At 39.8% G+C, this 23,217-nt stretch carries 20 protein-coding genes; 14 read left to right on the top strand and 6 right to left on the bottom strand.

Annotated features, from left to right (window positions below; translation table 11 throughout):
- Nucleotide 1: 1 nt before the first annotated feature.
- The 3 genes from OQ289_RS06005 to OQ289_RS05995 form a co-directional block, all read right to left on the bottom strand.
- A complete protein-coding gene (locus OQ289_RS06005; RefSeq protein ID WP_270089841.1) occupies nt 2–3,157 on the bottom strand; it encodes an efflux RND transporter permease subunit in 3,156 nt (1,051 codons plus the stop codon).
- Between the two features lie 9 nt (nt 3,158–3,166).
- A complete protein-coding gene (locus tag OQ289_RS06000; RefSeq protein ID WP_270089840.1) occupies nt 3,167–4,555 on the bottom strand; it encodes a TolC family protein in 1,389 nt (462 codons plus the stop codon).
- 150 nt (nt 4,556–4,705) lie between these two features.
- A complete protein-coding gene (locus OQ289_RS05995; protein WP_270089839.1) occupies nt 4,706–5,128 on the bottom strand; it encodes an HYC_CC_PP family protein in 423 nt (140 codons plus the stop codon).
- A gap of 277 nt (nt 5,129–5,405) precedes the next feature.
- Between OQ289_RS05995 and OQ289_RS05990 the strand changes: the two genes are divergently transcribed.
- From OQ289_RS05990 to OQ289_RS05970, 5 genes are all read left to right on the top strand, one after another.
- A complete protein-coding gene (locus OQ289_RS05990; protein WP_270089838.1) occupies nt 5,406–5,777 on the top strand; it encodes a hypothetical protein in 372 nt (123 codons plus the stop codon).
- Nucleotides 5,778–5,889: 112 nt separating this feature from the next.
- Nucleotides 5,890–6,777, top strand: coding sequence for a DUF3347 domain-containing protein (locus OQ289_RS05985; RefSeq protein ID WP_270089837.1), 888 nt, complete (start codon nt 5,890–5,892; stop codon nt 6,775–6,777).
- Nucleotides 6,778–6,807: 30 nt separating this feature from the next.
- Nucleotides 6,808–7,359, top strand: a complete 552-nt coding sequence (locus OQ289_RS05980; protein WP_270089836.1) for a DUF3347 domain-containing protein — start codon at nt 6,808–6,810, stop codon at nt 7,357–7,359.
- Entirely contained in the window at nt 7,359–7,838 is a 480-nt protein-coding gene (locus OQ289_RS05975; RefSeq protein ID WP_270089835.1) for a heme-binding domain-containing protein, read from the top strand. Before OQ289_RS05980 ends, OQ289_RS05975 begins: the two co-directional genes overlap by 1 nt.
- Before the next feature lie 48 nt (nt 7,839–7,886).
- Nucleotides 7,887–10,148, top strand: coding sequence for a multicopper oxidase family protein (locus tag OQ289_RS05970; RefSeq protein WP_270089834.1), 2,262 nt, complete (start codon nt 7,887–7,889; stop codon nt 10,146–10,148).
- Nucleotides 10,149–10,198: 50 nt separating this feature from the next.
- On the opposite strand, the gene OQ289_RS05965 is transcribed toward OQ289_RS05970, so the two are convergent.
- On the bottom strand, nt 10,199–11,074 hold the full coding sequence (locus tag OQ289_RS05965; protein WP_270089833.1) for a glycerophosphodiester phosphodiesterase family protein: 876 nt from the start codon (nt 11,072–11,074) through the stop codon (nt 10,199–10,201).
- A 215-nt stretch (nt 11,075–11,289) separates the two neighbouring features.
- Here OQ289_RS05965 and rlmF point away from each other — a divergent pair, with 215 nt between their 5' ends.
- Entirely contained in the window at nt 11,290–12,204 is a 915-nt protein-coding gene (rlmF, locus tag OQ289_RS05960; protein WP_270089832.1) for a 23S rRNA (adenine(1618)-N(6))-methyltransferase RlmF, read from the top strand.
- A 41-nt stretch (nt 12,205–12,245) separates the two neighbouring features.
- Here rlmF and glmM read toward each other — a convergent pair whose 3' ends face one another.
- Nucleotides 12,246–13,628: a phosphoglucosamine mutase gene (gene glmM, locus OQ289_RS05955; RefSeq protein ID WP_270089831.1), complete on the bottom strand. Its 1,383-nt coding sequence runs from the start codon at nt 13,626–13,628 to the stop codon at nt 12,246–12,248.
- A gap of 338 nt (nt 13,629–13,966) precedes the next feature.
- Between glmM and OQ289_RS05950 the strand changes: the two genes are divergently transcribed.
- Both OQ289_RS05950 and OQ289_RS05945 read left to right on the top strand, forming a co-directional pair.
- A complete protein-coding gene (locus OQ289_RS05950; RefSeq protein ID WP_033565226.1) occupies nt 13,967–14,563 on the top strand; it encodes a phosphatase PAP2 family protein in 597 nt (198 codons plus the stop codon).
- The gene (locus OQ289_RS05945; RefSeq protein WP_270089830.1) at nt 14,560–15,354 is read left to right on the top strand and encodes a ZIP family metal transporter; all 795 of its coding nucleotides are present in this window, start codon (nt 14,560–14,562) and stop codon (nt 15,352–15,354) included. Before OQ289_RS05950 ends, OQ289_RS05945 begins: the two co-directional genes overlap by 4 nt.
- Before the next feature lie 70 nt (nt 15,355–15,424).
- On the opposite strand, the gene OQ289_RS05940 is transcribed toward OQ289_RS05945, so the two are convergent.
- On the bottom strand, nt 15,425–15,892 hold the full coding sequence (locus OQ289_RS05940) for a MarR family winged helix-turn-helix transcriptional regulator (protein ID WP_033565228.1): 468 nt from the start codon (nt 15,890–15,892) through the stop codon (nt 15,425–15,427).
- 112 nt (nt 15,893–16,004) lie between these two features.
- Here OQ289_RS05940 and OQ289_RS05935 point away from each other — a divergent pair, with 112 nt between their 5' ends.
- The 6 genes from OQ289_RS05935 to OQ289_RS05910 all read left to right on the top strand — a co-directional run bounded on the left by OQ289_RS05935 (nt 16,005) and on the right by OQ289_RS05910 (nt 23,207).
- Nucleotides 16,005–16,241 carry a FeoA family protein gene (locus tag OQ289_RS05935; RefSeq protein WP_033565229.1) on the top strand — a complete coding sequence of 79 codons (237 nt, stop codon included), beginning with the start codon at nt 16,005–16,007 and terminating at the stop codon, nt 16,239–16,241.
- Between the two features lies 1 nt (nt 16,242).
- On the top strand, nt 16,243–18,324 hold the full coding sequence (feoB, locus tag OQ289_RS05930) for a ferrous iron transport protein B (protein WP_270089829.1): 2,082 nt from the start codon (nt 16,243–16,245) through the stop codon (nt 18,322–18,324).
- A 7-nt stretch (nt 18,325–18,331) separates the two neighbouring features.
- Nucleotides 18,332–18,499, top strand: coding sequence for a hypothetical protein (locus OQ289_RS05925; protein WP_270089828.1), 168 nt, complete (start codon nt 18,332–18,334; stop codon nt 18,497–18,499).
- A gap of 225 nt (nt 18,500–18,724) precedes the next feature.
- A complete protein-coding gene (locus tag OQ289_RS05920; RefSeq protein ID WP_270089827.1) occupies nt 18,725–20,344 on the top strand; it encodes a DUF4139 domain-containing protein in 1,620 nt (539 codons plus the stop codon).
- A gap of 110 nt (nt 20,345–20,454) precedes the next feature.
- Complete coding sequence (locus OQ289_RS05915; protein WP_270089826.1) at nt 20,455–21,765, top strand: type IX secretion system plug protein; 1,311 nt, start codon at nt 20,455–20,457, stop codon at nt 21,763–21,765.
- An 11-nt stretch (nt 21,766–21,776) separates the two neighbouring features.
- Entirely contained in the window at nt 21,777–23,207 is a 1,431-nt protein-coding gene (locus OQ289_RS05910) for an amino acid permease (protein WP_270089825.1), read from the top strand.
- The last annotated feature ends 10 nt before the right edge of the window (nt 23,208–23,217 follow it).

Raw genomic sequence — 23,217 nt, 5'->3', positions numbered from 1 at the left:
TTTATTTATTATTAGGAGTTAAAAAATGGATACTATCCTCATCTTCCGGATCTAAGGAAACTGACTTGGTTGATGTCTTGTCCAGTAGCCAACTGAATAGCAATGGCAATAGAATCAACACTGAGAATGTAGAGGCAAATAGCCCTCCAACCACTGCCCTACCTAGGGGAGATACCTGATCTCCACCTTCTCCAAATCCAATAGCGATGGGCAACATGCCCGCAACCATGGCTAGCGTAGTCATAATGATGGGGCGCATCCGTAAATTAGCTGCTTGTAGTGCGGAAGCCGTTGCATCTCCAGTCTGTAGCCTGAGCGTCTCTGCATTATTAATGAGTAGAACAGCATTGGCAATGGATACCCCAACAGACATGATAATACCCATAAAGGATTGTAGATTGATAGTCGACCCTGTCAACTTCAACAGAATTAAGGATCCGAGAATAACAAAGGGTACAGTTGTTAAAATAACAAAGGACACCTTAAAAGACTGAAAATTAGCGGTCAACATCAAGAATATAACAACAACAGCTATCAAAAGACCACCCAACAAACTCCCGAGTGTGTCATCCAATACTGGGGCCATTCCAGACATTTTGATATTCACACCTTTAGGTAGCGCCCCTAAAGAAGCAATAGCCAGCTCCACATCTTTCTTGGCGCGTTCGATATCTGTTTTATAAAGATTAGCGGTTACAGTAGTATAACCCATGGTACCGTCGTTGTAACTTTCTCCCATTGTCTTGGTCGGTGTAATGGTCGCGACATCTCCTAAAACAGGACGGTCCGAATTTTTTGACAAGGGAATATTGGCTAGTTCGTCTTGTGAAGTCAATAAATTTTGAGGCATCTGTACCTGCACGTCATATGCAATATGCATCATCCCTCCTACCCAGAAATTCTTGTTGGTGTAACGTGAAGAAGCTGTTGTCGCAACTAACGATTTAGCAATATCCTGCGCGTCAAGGCCAAGCTGGGCAGCGCGAGTACGATCTATATTAATCTCCAAAGCTGGATAGTTCATGGATTGAGGAATCTGTTGGTCGCGCATGTAGTCTATCTCTTTCAACTTAGCTAATAACTTATTGGCATACATCATGTTCATCTTCTTCATCATTCCAGAAATCCGGATTTCGACTGGGGTATTAGCTCCTTGGCTTAAGATTTTTTCTGTCAATTCTATTGGCTCAAACGACAGTTTGAGATCTGGCATCTTTTGGTTTAGATGCTTACGGATCTTGTCTTTAAGCTCATCGGTATTTCCATCGAATTCTTTAAGTGCCACTTGCATAAGAGCCTCATGTGGCCCCGCGTTGTAGAGATAGATTGGACTCACAGCAAATGTTGAGGGATGCTGGCCGATGAATGTTGACGAAATTGCCACGTTTCCTTTGCCCAATAGGCTATCTAGTTCGTTAAGAACAGCTTTAATCTTTTCCTCTGTTTTTTCAATCCTAGTCCCTTCTGGTGCTGTAATTCTAACTTGAAATTGTCTAGAGTTGACTGTAGGCAGTACATCTTTCCCAATATTGATATACATGACGTATACGGCAACTGAAGCAATCGTAAAGGCGATTGTAAAGACTATTTTTTTACTGCGCATCAAAATGTCCAAAAAGCCGACAAAACGATTTTTGAACACATCAAATTTTGTCACCTTGGGTTCTTCGCCATGTTTATGATTGTTTTTCATCATCCAATTAGCCATGACAGGCACAAATGTCTGCGACATTAAAAAAGATACGGTCATGGAGCATCCAATAGCCAGCGCCAGCGGCATAAATAATGCTCCTGGAATACCGGTCATAACTACTGCCGGCGCGAAAACGGCCAAAATACAGAGTAAGATTAGAAGCTTAGGAAATGCAATTTCCTTACAAGCATCCCAAATTGCTTGTGCCTTGGTCTTGCCCATCGCGAAATGTTGATGGATATTCTCGACAGTGACCGTGCTTTCATCAACCAAGATACCTATTGCGAGTGCCAATCCAGAGAGTGACATGATATTGATTGTCTGACCAAATAATTTCAAGAACAACACCCCAGATATGATGGAGATGGGAATGGTCAAAATGACAATAATGGCTGCTCGAGTATCTCGTAAAAATAGCAGCACCATTAGCCCAGTCAATAGCGCTCCCAATACACCTTCCATCACCAAACTCTTCACAGCGTTAATGACATAAACCGATTGATCAAATTCGTAAGATATCGATACACCCTCGGGAAGATTGCGTTGGATATTGGGTATTGCTTTCTTGAGATTCTCCACGACATCATACGTAGATGCATTTCCAGATTTCGCGATATTGATATAGACAGAACGTTTACCATCAATCAACGCATATCCTGTCGTAATATCTGCGCCATCCTTTACGGTAGCCACATCACGGATGTAAACATTGTCTACCTGTCCTTTAAAAATGGGGATATCCCCAAACTCTTCAACTGTCTTCAACGTATTGTTGGTTGGTGTCAAATAGTTGATATCTTGGATATACACATTGCCGGATGGTGAGGTAATATTCTGCCGACTAATGGCCTCTACTACCTGATCTGGAGACAACGAGTGCGTTCTCAATTTGTTAGGATCGATATTGATTTCAATGGTACGGGGGCTTCCTCCGAAGGGAGGAGCGGTCGTCAATCCGGGAATGGCAATCAAAAACGGGCGTGCATTGAAATTGGCAATATCTTGCAATTCATTATTAGTCTTGGTATCACTTCTGAATACGAGTTGACCCACAGGCTGGGAAGAGGCATCAAAGCGGATGATAAAGGGTGGCGGAGCCCCTGGTGGCAAAAACACCTGCGAACGGCTGGATAGTGCGTTGACTGAGGCTATTGCTTCGCCCATATTTGTACCTTCATAAAAATTAATTTTCATCAAGGTCAATCCTTGTGTATTCTTGGATTCTATGCTCTTAATACCATTTGCAAAGAGCATCATATTAACATACATTTTGGTAAAATATCCTTCCATCTGCTGTGGAGTATAGCCGTTGAAAGAATGAGCTATGTATACCACCGGCAGATTCATTTCAGGTAAAATATCAACCTGAACTTCTCTGGTTGCTTTAATTCCGAAGAATAAAAGTCCCAATACCATTACCATAATAGATATAGGTTTGCGTAATGCAAAGCGAATAAGATTCATATTCTTGAGTTATTTTTGACTTGCGTTGAGAATTAGGTTAAGGTCGCCTTGAGCCGCTGCCTGTAGCAATAATGCTTGCCAGATGTTATTCTGCGCAATCTCATATGCTATCTCTGCGCGATTGAGCGTGTAAAGGGCCTGGGTAAAATCCACTAATGTAGTTAAACCATTTTCATAGAGAGCTGTGTGCTGTTTATAGGCTAATGATGCCGACTCTAGCTGCGTCTTGGTTTCCAGCAGATTTTCTTCCGCGTTGCGAAATTGCGCCTTCGCGAGCGCATCTTGTGCCAATAATTCTTCATTCATCAACTTGTAATCATGTTTGAAGGATTGCGTTATGTAGTATTGCTCCTTCCTCCTATGGTCATAACGAAAGAGGTTGGTCAAATTCCAACTTAGATTGAAACCCAATAAATAATTACCTCTATCAATGCCCACACCTTTTAAGTAAGAGGAAGAGAAAGCGGAATTTTCTTGCACATAGTTCCAGTCAAAGCCTGAACCCCGTCCTTGAATAACACCAAATACAGAAAGAGTGGGCATTCGACTAGCTTCTGCCAGCTTTTCGTTTTCAATACTGTAATCTATCCGACTCTGCTGGAAGACCATCGCAGGATGGTCCACAAAAGAAGTAGGTCCATCGATAAACACATAGGGCTTAGAAGTATTATAGACACTATCCATTTGATAATGCTGAAAAGGTTCGCCCATCAACACGGCCAATTGCTTGGAATAATGGAGCTCTTTATCATATGCCTTAATCTGAGCAGATAATGCATTGGAAACCTCGGCCTTTGCAAGAGAGGCATCTACTTCAGGAATAAGTCCACTATGCGCACGGCTTGCGGTCATTTCAAAAAACACTTTGGCGCGATAATGATTACGCTCTTGCACATATTTGATTCGCTGACTGGCAATCAAATTGAGATAGGTGGCCCCAACTTTAATTTGGTGTTGAAAAATCTCTTGATCAAGGTCTGAAATCTTCAATCGTTGATTGGCCTGGGCGCTACTCACTTGACTTTTGAGGCGACCAAAGGTAAAGAGATCCCAATTGACATTTGCGAGGTAAAGCGACCCAAAGGCCGAATTCCAATTTTGCTCAGCCAAAGGCATTGATGTAGAGGCGGCACCTAATCCACGGTAGGCATACATTGGTCCATTTTGAGCATTGATTGTCCCAAACGACTGCTGGGCTAACGCTGTAACATCTGGAAGATATTGACTTTTCTGAAAATCGACATGTTGCACAGAAGCTTCTACCAAAGCCTCTTTAGCCTTAATCGTATGATAGTTCTTTGTCGATCGTTGAAATGCATCGGAGAGTTTTAAAGCCTGTCCTCTAGCAGTTGTACCGAAAAGACAGAGCACCCCAAATACAATAAATTTTGGATACATATATAATGTGTAAATTGAGTAATAGACAATAAGATGGAATCTACAAATTGGTCGAACAGCTTACTTCGACGTACAACGTGGCGTATGGACACACGTAGTCAATACGAACCAACTACGGCAATAAGCTTATTGTTGGACCAAGACTCGAGTCTAAATCAGATATACACAGTGATAAATGTACAACGGTGTCTCGTGTACAGAAAAGAAATCAGGGAGATTTCTAATAATTTGGTCGTCAATTAATGCCTGAGCCGGCTCAAATACCGCACCAAAGAACCTATGCAAAATGGCATCATTCCAAAATTTGAAGGATAGCTCTTGCTTAACTACTTTATGTTGGTTGTCCTTCAATTTAACGACTTTGGTATCGTGTTGGCAACAACCATTCTTTTTTACTTTCTGCTCCTTGTTCTTGCTGACACAAATCGCACAGGGATCACTTTGAGATATTGTATTCGAAAAAAAATTGGTCTCTTTAATAACTTCTTTCTTGCAGAAATGTGTCTGCACTGTCAGGCCAAACGCGGACAGCAGATACAAATAAGAAAGAAATATTAAAAACAGCTTTTTCATTGAAATAATTATCCTCAAGAGGTGTTAAAGAGTCATGAGTACCTTTGCTCTTGATGCCTGTATACGTCTCTGCAAAAATCAAGAAATGATTGGTAAAACGGTTATACTATTTCAAGGAAAGGTTATACAATTTCAGCAACTTGTGATGGCTGACAACAAAAAAGGGTTAGTGGATATTATAAACTAAATCTCTAAAAATAATTATATACATGTAATCCATAATAATATACTATAAAGATTTTGCACTAAATGACACATAGCTTACCTTTGTAAGCAAATGGGTAAAAAGTTCAATATCATACTTGCGACTCTTTGGTTAGGTTTATTCTTATTACCTAAGCTGGGCTACTCGTGCGATGAAAAAACGATAAGCCCTGATGTAAATACAGAGGAGCATTGCCCGATGCCTTCAAAAGAAGAACAAAGCAAATCATGTTGCAATGATGGGCACGAACATGGCGAATCTAAGGATTGTGACAAAAAGTGTGCAGGGCATATCTGCCAAATTCCTGCAAAAGCTCCCCTCGCCCATGGTCATACGCTTGTTTTTAGCATTCCACATACTATAGACAAACGCCTTTATTGGAAAAATAACATGTTTTTCCCGGCTGTCTATCTCCCCATTTGGCAACCGCCTCAACTCGTTTAATATAGTACTGTATAGCCCATGGTGTGTCTTGTCAAAAGGCCCACTATCTGTGAATGGACAGCAAACAAAATGCTATTCATCCGTATTATATTATTAATAAAAACTTCTGAAAATGAAAACATTGAATATTATTACCCTATCAATTCTATTGGGAATTGCTACGACACCGGTATTGGCCGTAGCTCAAATAAAAAATGCAAAGACTGAAACAGTTAAAATCGAGGGAGCTTCCACCAACTGTAAAAATCAGATCGAAAAGGCTGCAAATAAGAATCACGAATCAAAATTAGCGTGGAATGCGGCAACAAAAGAAGCGCTATTAACCTACAATGCAGAAAAAACTTCCAAGGATGAAGTGCTTAAACGTGTAGCTCTTGCGGGATTCGACAACGAAATTTACAATGCCCCAATCGATGTATACCAAAGTCTTGACAAAGAATGCCAATATAAAGGAGAAATCAAAGGGAATACGCATCAAAATAAGGTAGCTCAAGATCATGCAACCATGGACCATTCGACCATGGACCACGAGAAAAGTATGGATCACAGCACTGCATCTTCATCATCGACGTCAAAATTGGAGTCTCTTTATAACCACTATTTTGCGATTAAAGATGCATTAATAAAAGGCGATACTAAAACAGTGAGTGCAAAAGCTAAGACATTGAAATCAGCAATTACAGCAGTAAAGATGGGCGAACTCGAGTCCAAGGAACATGATGTTTGGATGGCCGTGATGAAAGACCTCAACACGCAAGTAACTACACTGGTATCAGCAAAAAATCTGGAAAGTCAAAGATTGGTTTTTTCATCATTATCTGACACTATATACAAGTTAATAAAAGCAACCGATCCTGCTTACACAGTCTATTATAGTCACTGTCCAATGTACAATGACGGTAAAGGAGCAAATTGGTTAAGTAAAGAGAAAGCTATTCAAAATCCCTACTATGGCTCGCAAATGTTAACATGTGGCGCTAACAAAGAGATCATTAAATAGTAAAACCTACTGTACTAAGCAGAAATCGAGATGAAAAAAATCAAAATATGGGCATTCGCTACAGTGGCTTTGATAGCTACAGCGTGCCAATCTCCCATGCCCAAGGACAAAATAGTCACAAAAGATTCGATCGAGTATAAAGATGCTTCAGCTGTATTCACAACTGCTTCCATGGTCGAATCTTATTTGCAGCTGGGTACAGCATTATATAATCGCGACGAGGCAAAAATAGCAACCGTCGCCACTACTTTTGCACAGGTACTCACACAGCAACGACCAGAGCTAGTACCAACATCTTCGCGAGAGGATTTGAAGGACATCTTAGAGAATTCAACAGAAAACATACAACATATCATCGCCAGCAAAGGGGATTTAAATCATCAAGTAGAACATTATCAGATTGTGAGCCAAGATATGTATGATTTGATCAAACTATTTGGCACAGCTCAGGAGCTGTACAAATTTGAATGCAAACGAGATAATAAGCCGACTATGTGGCTAAGCAATTCCAAGGAAGTACACAATCCTTATCTAGGAGAGAATCATCAGCCCTGCGGTGAATTGATCGAGACATTAAAATAATGAGGAAAACAGGGTTAGTTGCGGGGATAATAATGGGGCTATTCGTTGTTCTTCAATTTATCCCCGTAGCTCCTCTTAATAATGGGAATAAGAATGCATACAGTTTTATAAGCCATTTCGCTCCCGAGAAAAGCACCCATCGGCTCTTAAAAGCATCCTGTTTTGATTGCCATAGCAATAAGACAGAATATCCTTGGTATGCAAATCTTCAACCAGTGAAATACTTTATGTTCGACCATATTAAAGAGGGAAAGGAAAAACTAAACTTTGACGAGCTAGCATCTTATCGAAAACGGAAGAAATTGGCAAAATTCAAAAGCATTATCCAAGTTTTGGAAGATGGTAGTATGCCACTGCCTTCTTACACGTTGATACATGGATCCTTATCAAAAAATGAGCAAAATAATCTGATTTCTTACTTTAATGACCTAGTTACAAAAGAAGAGGAATTAGACGCAACAGTAGCAAATGGCAAATAAAATCTTCATTCAGAGCTGCTCTACGGATGCGCTTTTAAAGTAAATTACATGAAAAATCAATTGAAAATAGTATTCTTGACCTTTATCTCTTCGTTGCTCCTGCAGGAGCTAGCGGCTCAACAGGTCAAAAGGTACGACTTATATGTAAGAGATACCCTTGTAAACTATGCTGGAAAACATAAACGAGCGATTGCAGTCAATGGGCAAATCCCAATGCCAACGCTCGAATTTACAGAGGGGGATACCGCCGAAATTGTGGTCCACAATGAGTTAAAGGAAAATACATCTTTGCACTGGCATGGTATATTTCTCCCCAATAAAGAGGATGGAGTACCCTATTTGACACAACCACAAATCGCTCCTGGTACAACGTTCACTTATCGTTTCCCGATTATCCAACATGGCACGCATTGGTATCATTCACATACAGGCTTACAGGAGCAAATCGGCATGTATGGGAACTTTGTCATGAAAAAAAGAGCGAACGATAAAAGCTTTAGACGGGGCATCGATGACCTACCCACTGTACCAATCGTATTAAGTGAATGGACAAACTTGAATCCAGATGATATCCACAGGATGTTACATAGCGCCAATGATTGGGCGGCAATTAAGAAAGGTGCAACCCAGTCCTATGCAGAGGCTATTCAAGAAGGTCAGCTAAAAACCAAGCTTACAAATGAATGGAAACGTATGCTAGCAATGGATGTGAGTGATGTATACTACGACAAAATACTCATGAATGGTAGTGTATTTACGGACTTAAAGAGTATAGACGGGAAGCCTTTGAAGGCAGGGGATAAAGTAAGACTTCGTATTTCAAATGGTGGCGCCTCCTCATACTTTTGGCTTCGCTACGCAGGTGGAAAGATAACAGTAGTGGCAAACGACGGCAACGACGTTGAGCCGGTAGAAGTAGACCGATTAATCATTGCGGTGTCCGAAACCTACGATGTAGTGGTTACAATACCGGAGAATGGAATTGCCTACGAATTCATGGCCACTACCGAAGATCGAAGTAACTCTTCAAGCTATTTCATAGGTGATGGTGTCAAACAGTTGATATCACCGCTACCTAACCTCAAATATTTTGAGGGAATGAAGATGATGAATGATATGATGAAGATGAATGGCGACCTAGATGACATGGGAATGCAAATGAGTCTTAACAAAATGGATATGAACGTGGTCATGTATCCCGAAATTACGGGTTCTTCTTCGAAAAAAACAGACCATAGCGACCATAACATGGACATGGATACAGATTCCAATCGCTATAATGCAAACGCATTAGGAGATATTGTGACTCTAAACTACAGCATGCTACAATCACCACATAACACCACTCTGCCAAAAGATGCGCCCATAAAGGATTTGAAATTTGTACTTACCGGAAATATGAATCGGTATGTATGGAGTATGGACAATAAGGTTCTTTCGGAGTCAGATAAAATACCCGTCAAAAAGGGAGAAGTGCTGCGCATCACGCTTCAAAACAATTCGATGATGCGCCACCCTATGCATCTCCATGGCTTTGATTTTAGGGTGCTTAACGGAAAGGGTGAAAATGCACCTCTCAAGAATGTACTTGATATTATGCCTATGGAAACCGACACAATTGAGTTTTTGGCCAATGAGGAGGGTGACTGGTTTTTCCACTGTCATATTTTATACCACATGATGTCGGGTATGAACAGAGTATTTGAAGTAGGTGATTATCAAAACCCTCTACTCCCTGATAAAAAGGGCGCTTATAAAATGTTGCAACGAGAAAGCAATATGTGGCATTTTATGGCCCAAAATGATTTCGCTACCAATGGTAATGATGGCCAAGCAATGGTCCAAAATGCGCGATGGAGTGTGGGAACAGAATGGCGTCTAGGCTATAACAAGATGCATGGGTACGAAGTAGAGACACATGTGGGAAGATATATCGGAAAAATGCAATGGTTCATGCCTTTTGTTGGCTTTGATTGGCGATATCGCAAAATGGGGAAAGACGAACATGAAAAGAATCTATTTGGACAAAGCAATAAAAAAGATAGCAGAAGTGCTGTCAGTCTAGGTTTCATGTACACCCTTCCCATGTTAATCAACTTCCAGGCCGAAGTATACCATGATGGCATACTACGTCTATCCCTCATGCGAGAGGATATTCCACTGTCCAAACGATTGCGAGGTGATTTTATGTATAACACTGACCAGGAGTATATGGTAGGACTCAACTATATATTGACTAAGAATATGAGTGCCAGAACCCACTATGATAGTGATATGGGGTTTGGAGTAGGTCTCTCCCTTAACTACTAAGTTAGGAACCTGATATAATAAGATCCAGTTCTATAAGCTGGATCTTATTATCACTTTACGGCTTGTGATACTTCTATCGGTAGATCTGATTCCAAAATACTGGCTCCACTTTCAAATACCTCCTGATATTTGGCCGCACGTTGTGATTTCGTCTCTAGTTTATCATAAGTAGGTGCCGATGATATCATGCACATCACACCTCTAGCATGGAAAAAATCGTACATCTTCTGATTTGAGGCTTTTATTTCAGGTCCAATATAGACAATCATCCGATTATAAGGTAGTCCAGAGCTATCAAAGCTATCTAATCCCGCCTGGTCCTTAATGTGCATAGACATATACTGGTCTGGATGCTGTGTAAGATAGAACTTTGCTTGTTCTACATTATGCACCGTTACCCATACCCAATTATATGCATTGTGCTTTTTGATAATAGCAGCAGTCATTTCTAAGGGAAGATCCTTTTTATCCAAATTGAGAATAGTCTTTCCTTTTGCCCATCGGATAACTTCGTCCAAACTATTTATCCTATAATTAGTCACATTACCATGATGATCTTTGAGTCTAAGTTTTTGAAGTTCTTTCCAAGTATAGTCGGCGACTTTTCCATGTCCATTGGTCGTACGTTCAAGGTCCACATCATGTACCATCACTGGAATACTATCTTTGGTGAGACGAGGATCGATTTCGAAGATGGCAGGAGTATGTCGCAAAACAGCCTCAAAAGCGGGAATAGAATTCTCAGGCATCCCTTCTTCAATCGTGCCACGATGGCCACTAATTATCTTTTTATTTGGAGCATACTTAAAAGCAGCATGCATTTCCTGTGCAGACTTGAATTTCTGAGTGAAGAGCTTTTGAGCTTCTGATTGGGACACCATCATCGCCGAAAGCATGAAAATAGTGGTAATAGATTTAGCGTTCATATTTACAATTTAACATGTGAAATTAATCATTCCATATTAATAAATAGACACGAATAAGATTACTTACATATTAAACAATCATTATTCAAACGAATAGCAGCCCAATCCAGATTCCGAATGCTCCAATCGATATCGGTGGATCCAAACAATAATATTAATTTGTCCAATCACTTCAGGATTTAAATCTTACCTTTGCTCCTTAAAATTGTTATCGTATGAAAATGTCCTCAAAAGAAATAAAGAAAACGCTACACCCTCGCAATAAACATATTTCCGGATACGATTTTCAGCGATTGGTTAAAAAAAATGTGGAGTTAAAGAGTTTTTTAGTAGAAAGCCCAAATGGACAGTCTACCATTGACTTTGGCAACCCAAAGGCGGTGTTTACACTCAATAAAACTTTATTGTTGCTACACTATGATATGCAACACTGGGAAATTGGCAAAAATAGCCTATGCCCACCGATTCCTGGTCGAGTAGATTATATACACTATGTGGCCGACCTTCTAGCTAAGGACCACAATGGAGAGATACCTAGAGGACCGAAGGTAAGGGTTTTGGATATCGGAACGGGAAGCAGTTTAATCTACCCAATCTTAGGCCACCAAGAGTACAGATGGTCATTTGTAGCGACAGATATCGATCAACAATCTTTACATCACGCTCAATTGAACATTTCGAAAAACGAGTCGTTAAAAAAAGCTATAGAACTTCGTTTCCAACCCAATAAGGAGCACATTTTCAAAGGAATTATCAAACCCAAAGAGAAATACGACCTCATTGTATGTAATCCACCCTTTTACTCTTCACGCGAAGACAATTGGAAAAGTACAACCAAAAAATTTCAAAATGTCACAAAAAATAAGGAGGCAATCCCGGTACAGAATTTTGGAGGCCACGCAAACGAACTTTGGTATGAGGGTGGTGAAAAAGCTTTTATCCGTTCAATGATTTATGAAAGTTTGGACTTCAAAGACCAACTCGGCTGGTGCACGACGTTAGTGTCTGATAAAAATAATCTAAAACCCTTGATTGCTGTACTTGAGTTTAAAAAAGCAAAAGATATTGAAATCATCAAGATGGAACAAGGAAATAAAATAAGTCGCATATTGGCCTGGAGATGGTCATAACAACATAAAAGAAGCCGCTTAAAGCGGCTTCTTTTATGTTGTTAACTAATGATTTCTTCAATCTCTTTTATTATCTTTTGCGCAATAGCGTCAGCAGCTTCGGCAGTAGGCCCTTCCGAATATATACGAATAATGGGCTCAGTATTCGATTTTCGCAAATGCACCCACTCGTTCTCAAAATCAATCTTCAAACCATCTATAGTCGAGTGCTGCTCATGCTTATACTTCTCTTCCATCTTTGCCAAAAGATTGTCAATATCCAATTCGGGGGTTAAGGTAATCTTATTTTTCGACATAAAATATTGAGGCAATTCAGCACGATAGACAGACGCTTTTTTACCCAATTTGGCCAAATGCGTTAAAAATATAGCGACACCTACCAACGCATCCCTTCCATAATGAGAGGTCGGATAGATTACGCCTCCATTTCCTTCTCCACCTATGACCGCCTGTACTTCCTTCATTTTAGTCACCACGTTCACTTCCCCCACTGCAGCCGCAAAGTATTCTCCACCATGCTTCACAGTCACATCTCTCAACGCTCGGGTGGAAGATAGATTTGAAACCGTATTACCTTTTGTATGCTGAAGAATATAGTCAGCAACTGCCACCAATGTATATTCTTCCCCAAACAACTCGCCATCCTCCATCATAAAGACCAAACGATCTACATCTGGATCCACTGCGATACCGATGTCTGCATTGTTATCCACCACTGCTTTAGCTAGATCTGTTAAGTGCTCTTTTAACGGCTCTGGATTGTGCGGAAATTCACCATTAGGTTCACAATGGATTTTATAGACGGTATCTATACCCAACGCTTTTAGTAAAGCTGGAATAAATATACCTCCCGTACTGTTCACTGCGTCTACGGCTACCCTGAAATTAGCAGCCTTTATTGCGTCAACATCGACCAAATCCAAAGCCAGGACATCATCAATGTGTTTTTGTAAATAGGATTCATCATTGATTACTTTTCCTAAGTTCTCAACCTCAGCAAAGTCAAAGTCCAAACTCTCCCCTAACGTCAATACTGCCTTTCCTTCGGCATCATTGATAAACTCCCCTTTGGCGTTCAAGAGCTTAAGTGCATTCCATTGTCCAGGATTATGAGAGGCGGTCAGTATAATTCCTCCGCCTGCATTTTCCTTGGGAACCGCAATCTCTACTGTCGGGGTAGTCGAAAGACCGAGGTCAATCACATCAATTCCGATACTTTGTAGTGTTCCGACAACGAGATTATTGACCATTTGACCGGACATCCGCGCGTCACGACCAACTACAATCTTGTTGTTACCGGATTGCTTGACGATTATTTTCCCAAAAGCAGCTGTAAATTTTACGATGTCAATTGGAGTAAGGCCTTCGCCGGAGCGACCTCCAATAGTACCCCTGATACCAGATATTGATTTAATTAATGTCATTTCAAATTATATTTACTGGGTAAATTTAAGAGAATAGCTGTATATTTTATAATTAACTATTTCTTTTTTAAAAGACATGTCGTATATTTGTTGCAACAAAGTTACTTTTAAAAGATTGCTTTCAATATGTGCAAATTATTTCTATTTTTCCTCTCTAAACGAAATCATTCCATGATAGAGGAAAACTTGAAACATTCCTTGTTGCCACAATTTAATACTATTGCCTACAAGAACAAGTTACATCGTGTATTTTTTCTACTTGGTTTTCGTGAATGCAACGCATTTTATCTAAGTTTGATTCCACTTAATTAGATTTTGTTCATCATAAACTAGAAAACATGATCCAACAACTCATTGAAATTGATCAGGCCATCTTTTTGGCTATTAATCAAGGTTTAAGCAATCCCTTTTTTGACTGGTTACTTCCTATACTAAGAAATCCATATACTTGGGCTCCTCTATATTTATTTTTGGTTATTTTCTTTGTCAAAACCTATGGCAAAACAGGAATCATCATTGTCCTATTTACCTTGGCGAATTTTGGAATATCAGACGCAGTATCTTCTCATCTTATAAAAAAAACCGTGAAGCGAGTGCGTCCCTGTAATGACATTGAATTTAAAGAAGAAGTCAACATACGGGTGCGTTGCGGATCAGGGTTCAGCTTTACCTCTTCCCACGCCACCAATCACTTTGCGATGGCCTTTTTCTGGGTGGTCCTCTTTAGACGCAAGTGGAAACATACCCTTTGGCTAGCTATTACTTGGGCGGCCTTAATCAGCATATCCCAAATATATGTTGGCGTACACTATCCTTTCGATATTCTATGCGGCGCACTGCTGGGAATATGTATAGGGCTATTGACGGGCAATATATTTAAAAAAGTGATGCCCAATTTTTTCACGACAACAACAATTAACCCCATATCTACATGAGTGCAACTCTTATAGTCGCCATTTTATTCATTTCTGCATTGGTCAGCGGAATAGCTGTTTTTTTTGTCAAACGCGATAATACGAATAGTCTCAAATTGATTCTCTCCTTTAGTGGTGCATATCTTTTTGCGATTACTGTATTACACCTTATTCCTCATGTCTATGAAGGGTCAAATACTAATCCTGAAGTAATTGGCTTGTATATTCTAGGTGGATTTTTATTTCAACTTGTATTAGAACAGTTTTCGCAAGGCATCGAGCATGGACACATCCACCATCATTCACATCAAGCTTTTCCACTTGGAATTATGGCAAGCTTATGCCTACATGCCTTTTTAGAAGGGATGCCATTAGCTTCTGGTCATCAAACACAATTGGTTTTTGGTATCGCTATACACCACATTCCTGCAGCCTTTGCGCTAGGTAGTCTTCTCCTAAACACAAAATTGACAAAAAACAAGATTACGATATATTTAGTCATCTTCGCAGCAATGACACCACTAGGCTTTATGCTTAGTAAAGGAATCAGTGCCGGAGAGGTGGGTAATATACACCAGTACTTCGATAAGATAATGGCTGTAGTCATTGGTATCTTTTTACATATATCCACCACTATACTTTTTGAATCTGGATCTGCAGATCATCATAAATTCAACAAGAAAAAAATGATTGCAGTAATATTGGGTGTGGCCGTTTCTTTATTAAACTTCTTATTTGAAAGCCATGACCATGGTAGTCACCAACACAACCATGAACATCCCACAGAGCATCATCACGACCACAATCATTAAATGAAAAAAAGGCCATGATAAAATTTATCATGGCCTTTTTAATGCTGTCGAATAAGCAAGAAAATATACTTTACTCTTCCAAGCGCAGTGAATTGCGCAACTTATCCAACAAATCGCTCAATCGCTCGCAGTCTTTTTCTTTAAAGTTCTTGGGAAGTATGTCGTTTAATAACATGGTTTCTTCCAGCTCCTCCAACACGACTAGCCCTTTATCAGTAATCACCAAATCTACCGACCGTTTGTCTTCAGCACTTTTACACCTAGACACCAGATTCTTGGCTACCAAACGATCCATTAGCCTTGAAATATCAGGCGTATTGGTCAATAATCTGGTTTTTAAAAGATTGTTATTTGCGGGTTGAGGATACTGTCCTCGCAAGATGCGCAATGCATTAAATTGTTGCAAGGTAATTTGCTGCTTTTCAGCTCTTTTCTCTAATATTTCCGTTAATTTATTTGCTGTAAAAACAAGGTTTACTGTTGCCTTATGCCACTCGCTTTTGAATTGCCTTACTTGTAGCTCCTCCTCTATCTTCATAATTAATCTAAATAAATTTAATACACACAAATGACACTTTCCGACTCAATTTCCTCAAAACAATTATTTATCTTTGGGGTTTATGTTGTTCAAATAATATTAAATATACGAAATGCATCACAATAATAGCTTGGATAAATTAAAAAAAGGAGAAAGAGCTAAGATATTGAGCTATTCCTCATCCGAAATACCTGCAAAGTTTTTTGAGATTGGCTTCCTTCCTGGGATTGATATCGAAATCAAACATATTGCACCTTTCAATGGCCCAATATGTGTTAGTATCATTCAAAACAATTCACTAGTTGCTTTACGTAAATCCGAAGCTAAGCACATAATCGTTGAAAAATAGTATGAAATCCCCTATAATAGCCCTTTTAGGGAATCCAAATGTCGGAAAAACTTCCCTATTTAATAAAATCACCAAGCTACATCAAAAGGTAGGAAACTATCCCGGGATTACAGTCGAAAAACGTGAAGGTACGGTCCGGGTGAAAGATGTCACCTATCGTATAATCGACTTACCTGGGACATATACCTTGTTCCCAAACTCTATGGACGAGGAAATCGTTTTCAACACCTTAAGTAATAAACAAGATGTGAACTACCCAGACCTTGTGGTCGTGGTGAGTGAGCCCATGCATCTAAAAAGATCTATTGTACTCTATCAACAAGCTCGAGAGCTTGGCCTTCCCGCCATCTTCGTCTTGAATATGATAGATGAAGCCAAAGAAAAAGGAGTGTCTGTCGATATACCGAAATTAGAATCATATCTACAGACTCGAATTTTTCAAACGAACGCTCGCACTGGAGAGGGAATCCATGCGCTCACTCAACAATTTTCAATCACGACAGGTAGCTACTTCGGGGGATTAAAGATAGATGAACAATTTCAATCCGCACTTTCGGAAGCTAAGCAGTTGTTTCCTTTGGAAACGGAGTATTCTACTTGGCAGTTTTTGGCCCAAGCGAACGTTTCTTTTTTAACAGAGGAGAAGAAAGAAAAGCTACAGGAGATCCGATCCAAACATATCTTAGAAACGGGGCAGCTTCAAAAAAGTGAATCACTTATACGTCATCATCAGATTGACAAAGATCTTGTCAATATCATTTCCTATAATCATCAAACCAAGAAAAACAGAACCAACAGCATCGATAGGATTTTAATCCATCCGCTTTGGGGCTATGTAATTTTCTTCGGGATCCTGTTCCTTATTTTTCAAGCTATCTTTGCTTGGGCTGCGCCATTGATGGATTTTATTGACGAAACCTTTGCTTCCTTGGGTGCGAGTGTACAGGCGATGCTTCCTGAAGGCCCAATCACCGGGTTGTTGACAGACGGGATTATTGCGGGTATCGGAGGGATTGTTATTTTCATTCCCCAAATTGCGATCCTATTTTTGTTTATCTCTTTAATGGAGGAAACGGGATATATGAGTCGCGTCGTTTTTTTGATGGACCGCTGGCTACGTCCTTTTGGACTAAATGGCAAATCAGTAATCCCCTTGATGTCTGGAGCTGCTTGTTCTATTCCTGCAATCATGTCTGCCCGTAACATTGAAAATGCCAAGGAAAGACTTATTACCATATTGGTCACCCCCTTCATGACTTGCTCGGCACGATTACCTATATATATCGTCATTATCGGATTAGTCATTCCCGATCAAAAAATACTAGGTTTCAACATGCAGGGAATGACCTTATTTGGCATGTATATATTGGGATTGTTAAGTGCCCTTGGCGCTGCTTGGATACTCGGAAAGGTAATTAAAAGCAAACATAAGACATTCCTAATTTTTGAATTACCGACCTACAAACTTCCGGATTGGAAAAATGTTGCTGTAAATGTTTGGGAAAAATCTTCAGGATTTATCATCGATGCCGGTAAGATCATACTAGCCATGTCCATTATCTTATGGGTATTAGGTAGCTTCGGCCCTGGAAACTTTAACCGTGCAGAAGAAATCGTACAACAAGACTATCCAAATGCATCTGCTGAGGATCTGGAAAACCATATCAAATCTTACCAACTTGAAAACTCCTATTTAGGTATCTTAGGCACCACCATTGAACCAGCCATTGCACCGTTAGGCTATGATTGGAAAATTGGAATTGGTCTTATTTCCTCCTTTGCTGCTAGAGAAGTGTTTGTCAGTACCATGGCAACTGTATACGCCCTTGGTGACACGGACGATGAGACGACCATTCAAGGACAGATGCGTAAAGAAATCAATAGAAACACAGGATTACCCGCTTATAATTTCGCATCTGGTATATCATTATTACTATTCTATGCGTTTGCAATGCAGTGTATGAGTACTATAGCCATCGTAAGGAAGGAAACCAACTCTTGGAAATGGACGTTGATACAAACAGGTATGATGACGGGGCTAGCCTATATTGCTGCATTTATTGCATATCAGCTTTTAAAATAATACAACTATGACAAATGAAGCTATTCAATATTTGATTATCGGAATTGTGTTTATCGGAGCCATCATCTTTTTGTATAAAAAAATGAGAGGCTCCTCCAAAGGCAGCTGCGGGTGTTCAACTGGTGGCTGCTGTGGGGTAAATACTCCCGATAAACGTAAAAGAGGAGCTGTTTAATATAGCTCCTCTTTTTTTTACATACCTGAATATAACTATCTTACTCATAAATATCACATCCAACTACGGTCATTGGGATTGACCCGAAGATTAGCAACAGTCTGCTGGCGAGCATCTTTCTGATAGCTCTGAGATGTAGTTCATAAAATTTTTATTAAAAACAAGAAATATTTTTGTGGAATACGGTATCCTCACGCATCCTTGTCCAAATTATCATAGAAAACGATGAACATAATAAAGATTTCTCTAGCCATAGGTGGTGCTTTGGTGACCACCGGCTTGTTCGCCCAAGGGCCCAAAGTAATAAAGGCGGAACTTAAAGATGTAACCCTTTACACAAATGCAGCTGAACTAAATCATCAAGCCAATGTCAATCTACCGACAGGTACCAGTGAGATCGTATTTACACATGTAGCAAATGGTATCGATGAAAATAGCATCCAGATCGGTAGCTCCCCTCACGTCACAATTATGTCCGTGCGATCAATGTTAAATTATATAGATGCTGATGTCAAGAGTGAGGGTTTTGTTAAAGTAGAAAACCACCATAATAAGGAACTCAATCTTTTGAAATCTCTACAAAATGAAAAATCAACAGAAGAAAGTATACTTAAACTACTGGAAAGCAATCAGAAAATTGCAGGTACAAATGGCACTACGACTGTAGCAGAGCTTTCCAAAATGGCAGACTATTACAAAACTAAATACCTAGAAGTGAAAAACACGATTTCAAGTCTAGATGAAAAAATCGTTATTCAGGAGGATGTGGTCAATAAAGCAAAAGTGCAATTGGACGAAGTTCGCGGGCAAACAACAGGTTCGGGGGGACAACTGGTCGTTCAAGTAATCAACAACCAAGCTGGCAATCAACCTTTTGATATTACCTACAGTTCTCCACAAGCTTCATGGTATGCGTCTTATGATCTTCGCGCTACGAATACAAACTCACCGTTAGAAATTGTATACAAAGCCAATGTTTCCCAAGCTACTGGCGTTGATTGGAAAAAAGTTCATCTTACGTTAGCAACGGGCAACCCCTCACAATATGGAGTTGCTCCTATATTGCAACCGTGGCAGCTTTATTATCAGCAGGACTACTTGCGAGCTAAAGTGAATTCGGCCCCTCAAATTCTAATCGCTGGTGCAACGCTAGATGAAGTTGTCGTAACTAAACAAAAAAATGTAAGATTTGGAGCTGCTTCTAGTATCGGATCCTATACCCAACAAAGCGAGAATCAACTGAATACAACGTTTGACATCTCTATCCCATATGATATTGCGTCTAATGGTAAGCCGCATAGCGTTTCGTTAAAAGACTACAAACATGCTGCAAGCTATACCTATCTAGCCGTACCTAGATTGGACCCTAACATTTATTTATTGGCTGAGCTAACAGATTACGAAAAACTTAATTTGATGCCCGGTACTGCCAACGTCATGTTCGAGAATATGCTGGTAGGCAAGACTGTTATTAATCCAAATGATGCCACTGACACACTCAAATTAAGCTTGGGCAGAGATAAGATGATCAGCATCAAACGGGAAAAAATCAATGATTTATCCCAAACGAAAATATTAGGTGGAAGCAAAAAGCAAAGTTTGGTCTACGAAATCACCATCAAGAATAATAAAAAGAACGATGTAAGTATTTCTTTGCAAGATCAAATACCAGTATCCACGGATAAATCTATGGAAATAACCTTAGATGACAGCGGTAGCGCAGATATCAACAAAGAAACTGGTCTCCTTAAATGGAGTTTAGATGTACCGGCTGGTGCGACAAAAAAGATACGTTTTGGATACACCGTAAAATATCCAAAAGACAAGCAAGTAAATATTTACTAAAAATAGCTATCTTAGAAAACCACTGTAAGGACACAGCGGTTTTCTAATTTTATTTGGATAATACTAACTAATTCTTGCGAAAAAAGAACTAGTTATCTAAGTTTGACGGCATGAAAAAATGTATAGTCGTAAGTATTTCTCTTCTTCTAATAGTAAGCTGTTGCTTTGCGCAAAAGAAGAAAAAAAAGAAAAACAATGACAGTGACCAATCTCCTAAGCAGGAGTTAGTTTATGATAACGTCAATTACCTCCCTTCGATTCAATCCGTCCAATTCCTGACTGGCAATACAGAAACCAACTTACCTATTATTGACTTGGAGAAAAGGAATACATTGACTTTTAACTTTGATGATTTACGAGCTGACATCCGGAATTTCTATTTCGGCATTGAGCATTGTGATGCCAATTGGATACCAAGCAGACTCTCCCCGCTTGAATACGCGGAAGGCTTCAATGAAGGTCGTATAGACAACTATACCAGCTCTAAGTCAACTTATCAACCTTACACGCATTACTCTGCCAACTTCCCTGATGAGTATGTAGCACCGAAATTACCGGGCAACTACCTTTTAAAAGTCTATGAAGATGCAGACAAAAACAGGTTAATCCTTACCCGTAAATTCTATGTCGTCCGTAATTTGATGGGCGTAGCAGCGAAAGTATCGCCGTCCACCATTGTAGCCAAGCGAAGTCAAAATCAAAAATTAGATGTTTTCGTTAAAACGGGTGCCATCACAGTCGCGAATCCACAACGAGACTTACGCGTAGTAGTTATGCAAAATCAGCGCATGGACAATATGATGAGTTTGAATGACCCCATGTTTGTTGGAGGAAGTGACATCAGTTATAACAATAGCCAAACATTGGATTTTAAAGGAAATAATGAGTTTAGATATGTTGACTTACGCAGTTTTAAACTCGGGTCCGAACGGGTTCAAAGTATACACGTAGATTCGCTAGTGCGCGTTTCCTTACATATAGATGAAGACAACAGTCAATCCACCTATGCGTCTACTTTTGACGAAAACGGAAAATTTTATATCCGGAATATGGACCAACCGGAAGCCAATGTAGAGGGCGACTATGCGCAGGTAACCTTTTCGCTTAAGACCGATCAAGAAATAAAAGGAGACATATACCTCGTTGGGGGCTTTAACAATTACCAAAGAACAGCCCAGAACAAACTTCATTATGAAGAAAAGACCAAACTTTGGCAGGTCACGCTTCCACTAAAACAAGGGCTTTATGATTACGAATATGTATTGCAGGATCTCAACGGCAATGTAGTCACCGATGCTTTTTCAGGTAGCTTCTACGAGACGGGCAATAATTACCAAATTTTATTGTACAATCGCAAAATCGGCACTTTTTGGGATGAATTTTTGGGCTTTGGAGAAACCAGTATTAACAATCGTAAATAAAATCAAACAGCGTGGAAGAGCAAGCTTCAGAAAAAAAAGAGTTAAATAGAGGATTAAAAAACCGCCACATCCAATTGATTGCCTTGGGCGGAGCGATTGGCACTGGTTTGTTTTTGGGAATAGGTCCTGCCGCTGTGTTAGCTGGACCTGCTGTAATCTTAGGATATGCAGTAGCGGGTATAGTGGCTTTTTTCATCATGCGACAATTGGGTGAAATGGTCGTCGACGAGCCGGTGTCGGGTAGCTTTAGTCATTTTGCAAATAAGTATTGGGGGCCCTTTGCGGGATTTTCATCCGGCTGGAATTATTGGTTTTTGTATATTTTAGTCAGTATGTCCGAACTAACGGCAATTGGTGTATATGTACAATTTTGGTGGCCCGAGATACCGCTATGGCAATCCAGCTTATTCTTCTTTATTGTGGTCAATGCCTTGAATCTAGCATCCGTAAAAGTATATGGTGAAGCCGAATTTTGGTTTTCCATTGTAAAGGTTTTGGCCATTATCGCCATGATTATCTTCGGTTCTTATTTGTTATTAAGCGGCAATGGTGGTGAACAGGCTAAAGTTGCAAATCTATGGAATGACGGAGGCTTCTTTCCCAAAGGCTGGCTTTCGGAAGGTTCTGAGGGTAATTTTCAAGGACTTCTTGCAGCTATGGCACTGATTATGTTTTCCTTTGGAGGGTTAGAGCTCATTGGTATCACTGCAGCAGAAGCCGAGAATCCGGAGAAAAATATCCCTCGAGCGACTAACCAAGTCATTTATCGTATTCTTATTTTCTACGTAGGAGCCTTGATTATCTTATTCTCCTTATCGCCTTGGCGTAATATTACGGAAGGTAGCAGCCCATTTGTAATGATTTTTGAAAACCTCAAAGGTTTCCAGTTCTCTTTGTTCGGAAAAACTTTCTTTTTCACTTCTATTATTGCCAATGCGCTCAACGTCATTGTCCTGACCGCAGCTCTTTCAGTTTACAACAGCAGTGTATATAGTAATAGTCGAATGCTTTATGGACTTTCCAAACAAGGTAATGCACCCAAATTTTTATTAAAGCTCAACAAGAATCATGTGCCCATAATGGCCATTTTGGTATCGGCGGCTTTTGCAGCCATTTGTATCGTTATCAATAAAATGATTCCTGAAAAAGCATTGGGCATTCTCATGTCACTTGTCGTTTCGGCATTAATCATCAATTGGCTTATGATTTCCATCACCCATTTATTCTTTAAAAAGAAGAAAATACAAGATGGACATCAGACCCTGTTCCCATCGTTCCTCTATCCTATCAGCAACTACATATGTCTTATATTTTTGATTGGCATTCTAGTCATGATGTGGCTTACAGGGCTCAAAATATCGGTCGAACTCATTCCCATTTGGCTACTCCTGTTATATGTCGGATACCTTCTGGTGAAACGAAATAAAAAAAGACAACTATAATTTATCATAC

The sequence above is a fragment of the Sphingobacterium sp. SYP-B4668 genome (genome assembly GCF_027627455.1).
Lineage (GTDB): Bacteria > Bacteroidota > Bacteroidia > Sphingobacteriales > Sphingobacteriaceae > Sphingobacterium.
This window is presented reverse-complemented; position numbering and strand designations above follow the sequence as displayed.

Coding starts and splice junctions, on each gene's coding strand:
- OQ289_RS05945 (WP_270089830.1), top strand. CDS start 14,560: ATGAGTGCAACTCTTATAGTCGCCATTTTATTCATTTCTGCATTGGTC.
- OQ289_RS05985 (WP_270089837.1), top strand. CDS start 5,890: ATGAAAACATTGAATATTATTACCCTATCAATTCTATTGGGAATTGCT.
- OQ289_RS05915 (WP_270089826.1), top strand. CDS start 20,455: ATGAAAAAATGTATAGTCGTAAGTATTTCTCTTCTTCTAATAGTAAGC.
- OQ289_RS05980 (WP_270089836.1), top strand. CDS start 6,808: ATGAAAAAAATCAAAATATGGGCATTCGCTACAGTGGCTTTGATAGCT.
- rlmF (WP_270089832.1), top strand. CDS start 11,290: ATGAAAATGTCCTCAAAAGAAATAAAGAAAACGCTACACCCTCGCAAT.
- glmM (WP_270089831.1), bottom strand. CDS start 13,628: ATGACATTAATTAAATCAATATCTGGTATCAGGGGTACTATTGGAGGT.
- OQ289_RS06000 (WP_270089840.1), bottom strand. CDS start 4,555: ATGTATCCAAAATTTATTGTATTTGGGGTGCTCTGTCTTTTCGGTACA.
- OQ289_RS05970 (WP_270089834.1), top strand. CDS start 7,887: ATGAAAAATCAATTGAAAATAGTATTCTTGACCTTTATCTCTTCGTTG.
- OQ289_RS05975 (WP_270089835.1), top strand. CDS start 7,359: ATGAGGAAAACAGGGTTAGTTGCGGGGATAATAATGGGGCTATTCGTT.
- OQ289_RS05925 (WP_270089828.1), top strand. CDS start 18,332: ATGACAAATGAAGCTATTCAATATTTGATTATCGGAATTGTGTTTATC.
- OQ289_RS06005 (WP_270089841.1), bottom strand. CDS start 3,157: ATGAATCTTATTCGCTTTGCATTACGCAAACCTATATCTATTATGGTA.
- OQ289_RS05990 (WP_270089838.1), top strand. CDS start 5,406: ATGGGTAAAAAGTTCAATATCATACTTGCGACTCTTTGGTTAGGTTTA.
- OQ289_RS05935 (WP_033565229.1), top strand. CDS start 16,005: ATGCATCACAATAATAGCTTGGATAAATTAAAAAAAGGAGAAAGAGCT.
- OQ289_RS05940 (WP_033565228.1), bottom strand. CDS start 15,892: ATGAAGATAGAGGAGGAGCTACAAGTAAGGCAATTCAAAAGCGAGTGG.
- feoB (WP_270089829.1), top strand. CDS start 16,243: ATGAAATCCCCTATAATAGCCCTTTTAGGGAATCCAAATGTCGGAAAA.
- OQ289_RS05995 (WP_270089839.1), bottom strand. CDS start 5,128: ATGAAAAAGCTGTTTTTAATATTTCTTTCTTATTTGTATCTGCTGTCC.
- OQ289_RS05920 (WP_270089827.1), top strand. CDS start 18,725: ATGAACATAATAAAGATTTCTCTAGCCATAGGTGGTGCTTTGGTGACC.
- OQ289_RS05950 (WP_033565226.1), top strand. CDS start 13,967: ATGATCCAACAACTCATTGAAATTGATCAGGCCATCTTTTTGGCTATT.
- OQ289_RS05965 (WP_270089833.1), bottom strand. CDS start 11,074: ATGAACGCTAAATCTATTACCACTATTTTCATGCTTTCGGCGATGATG.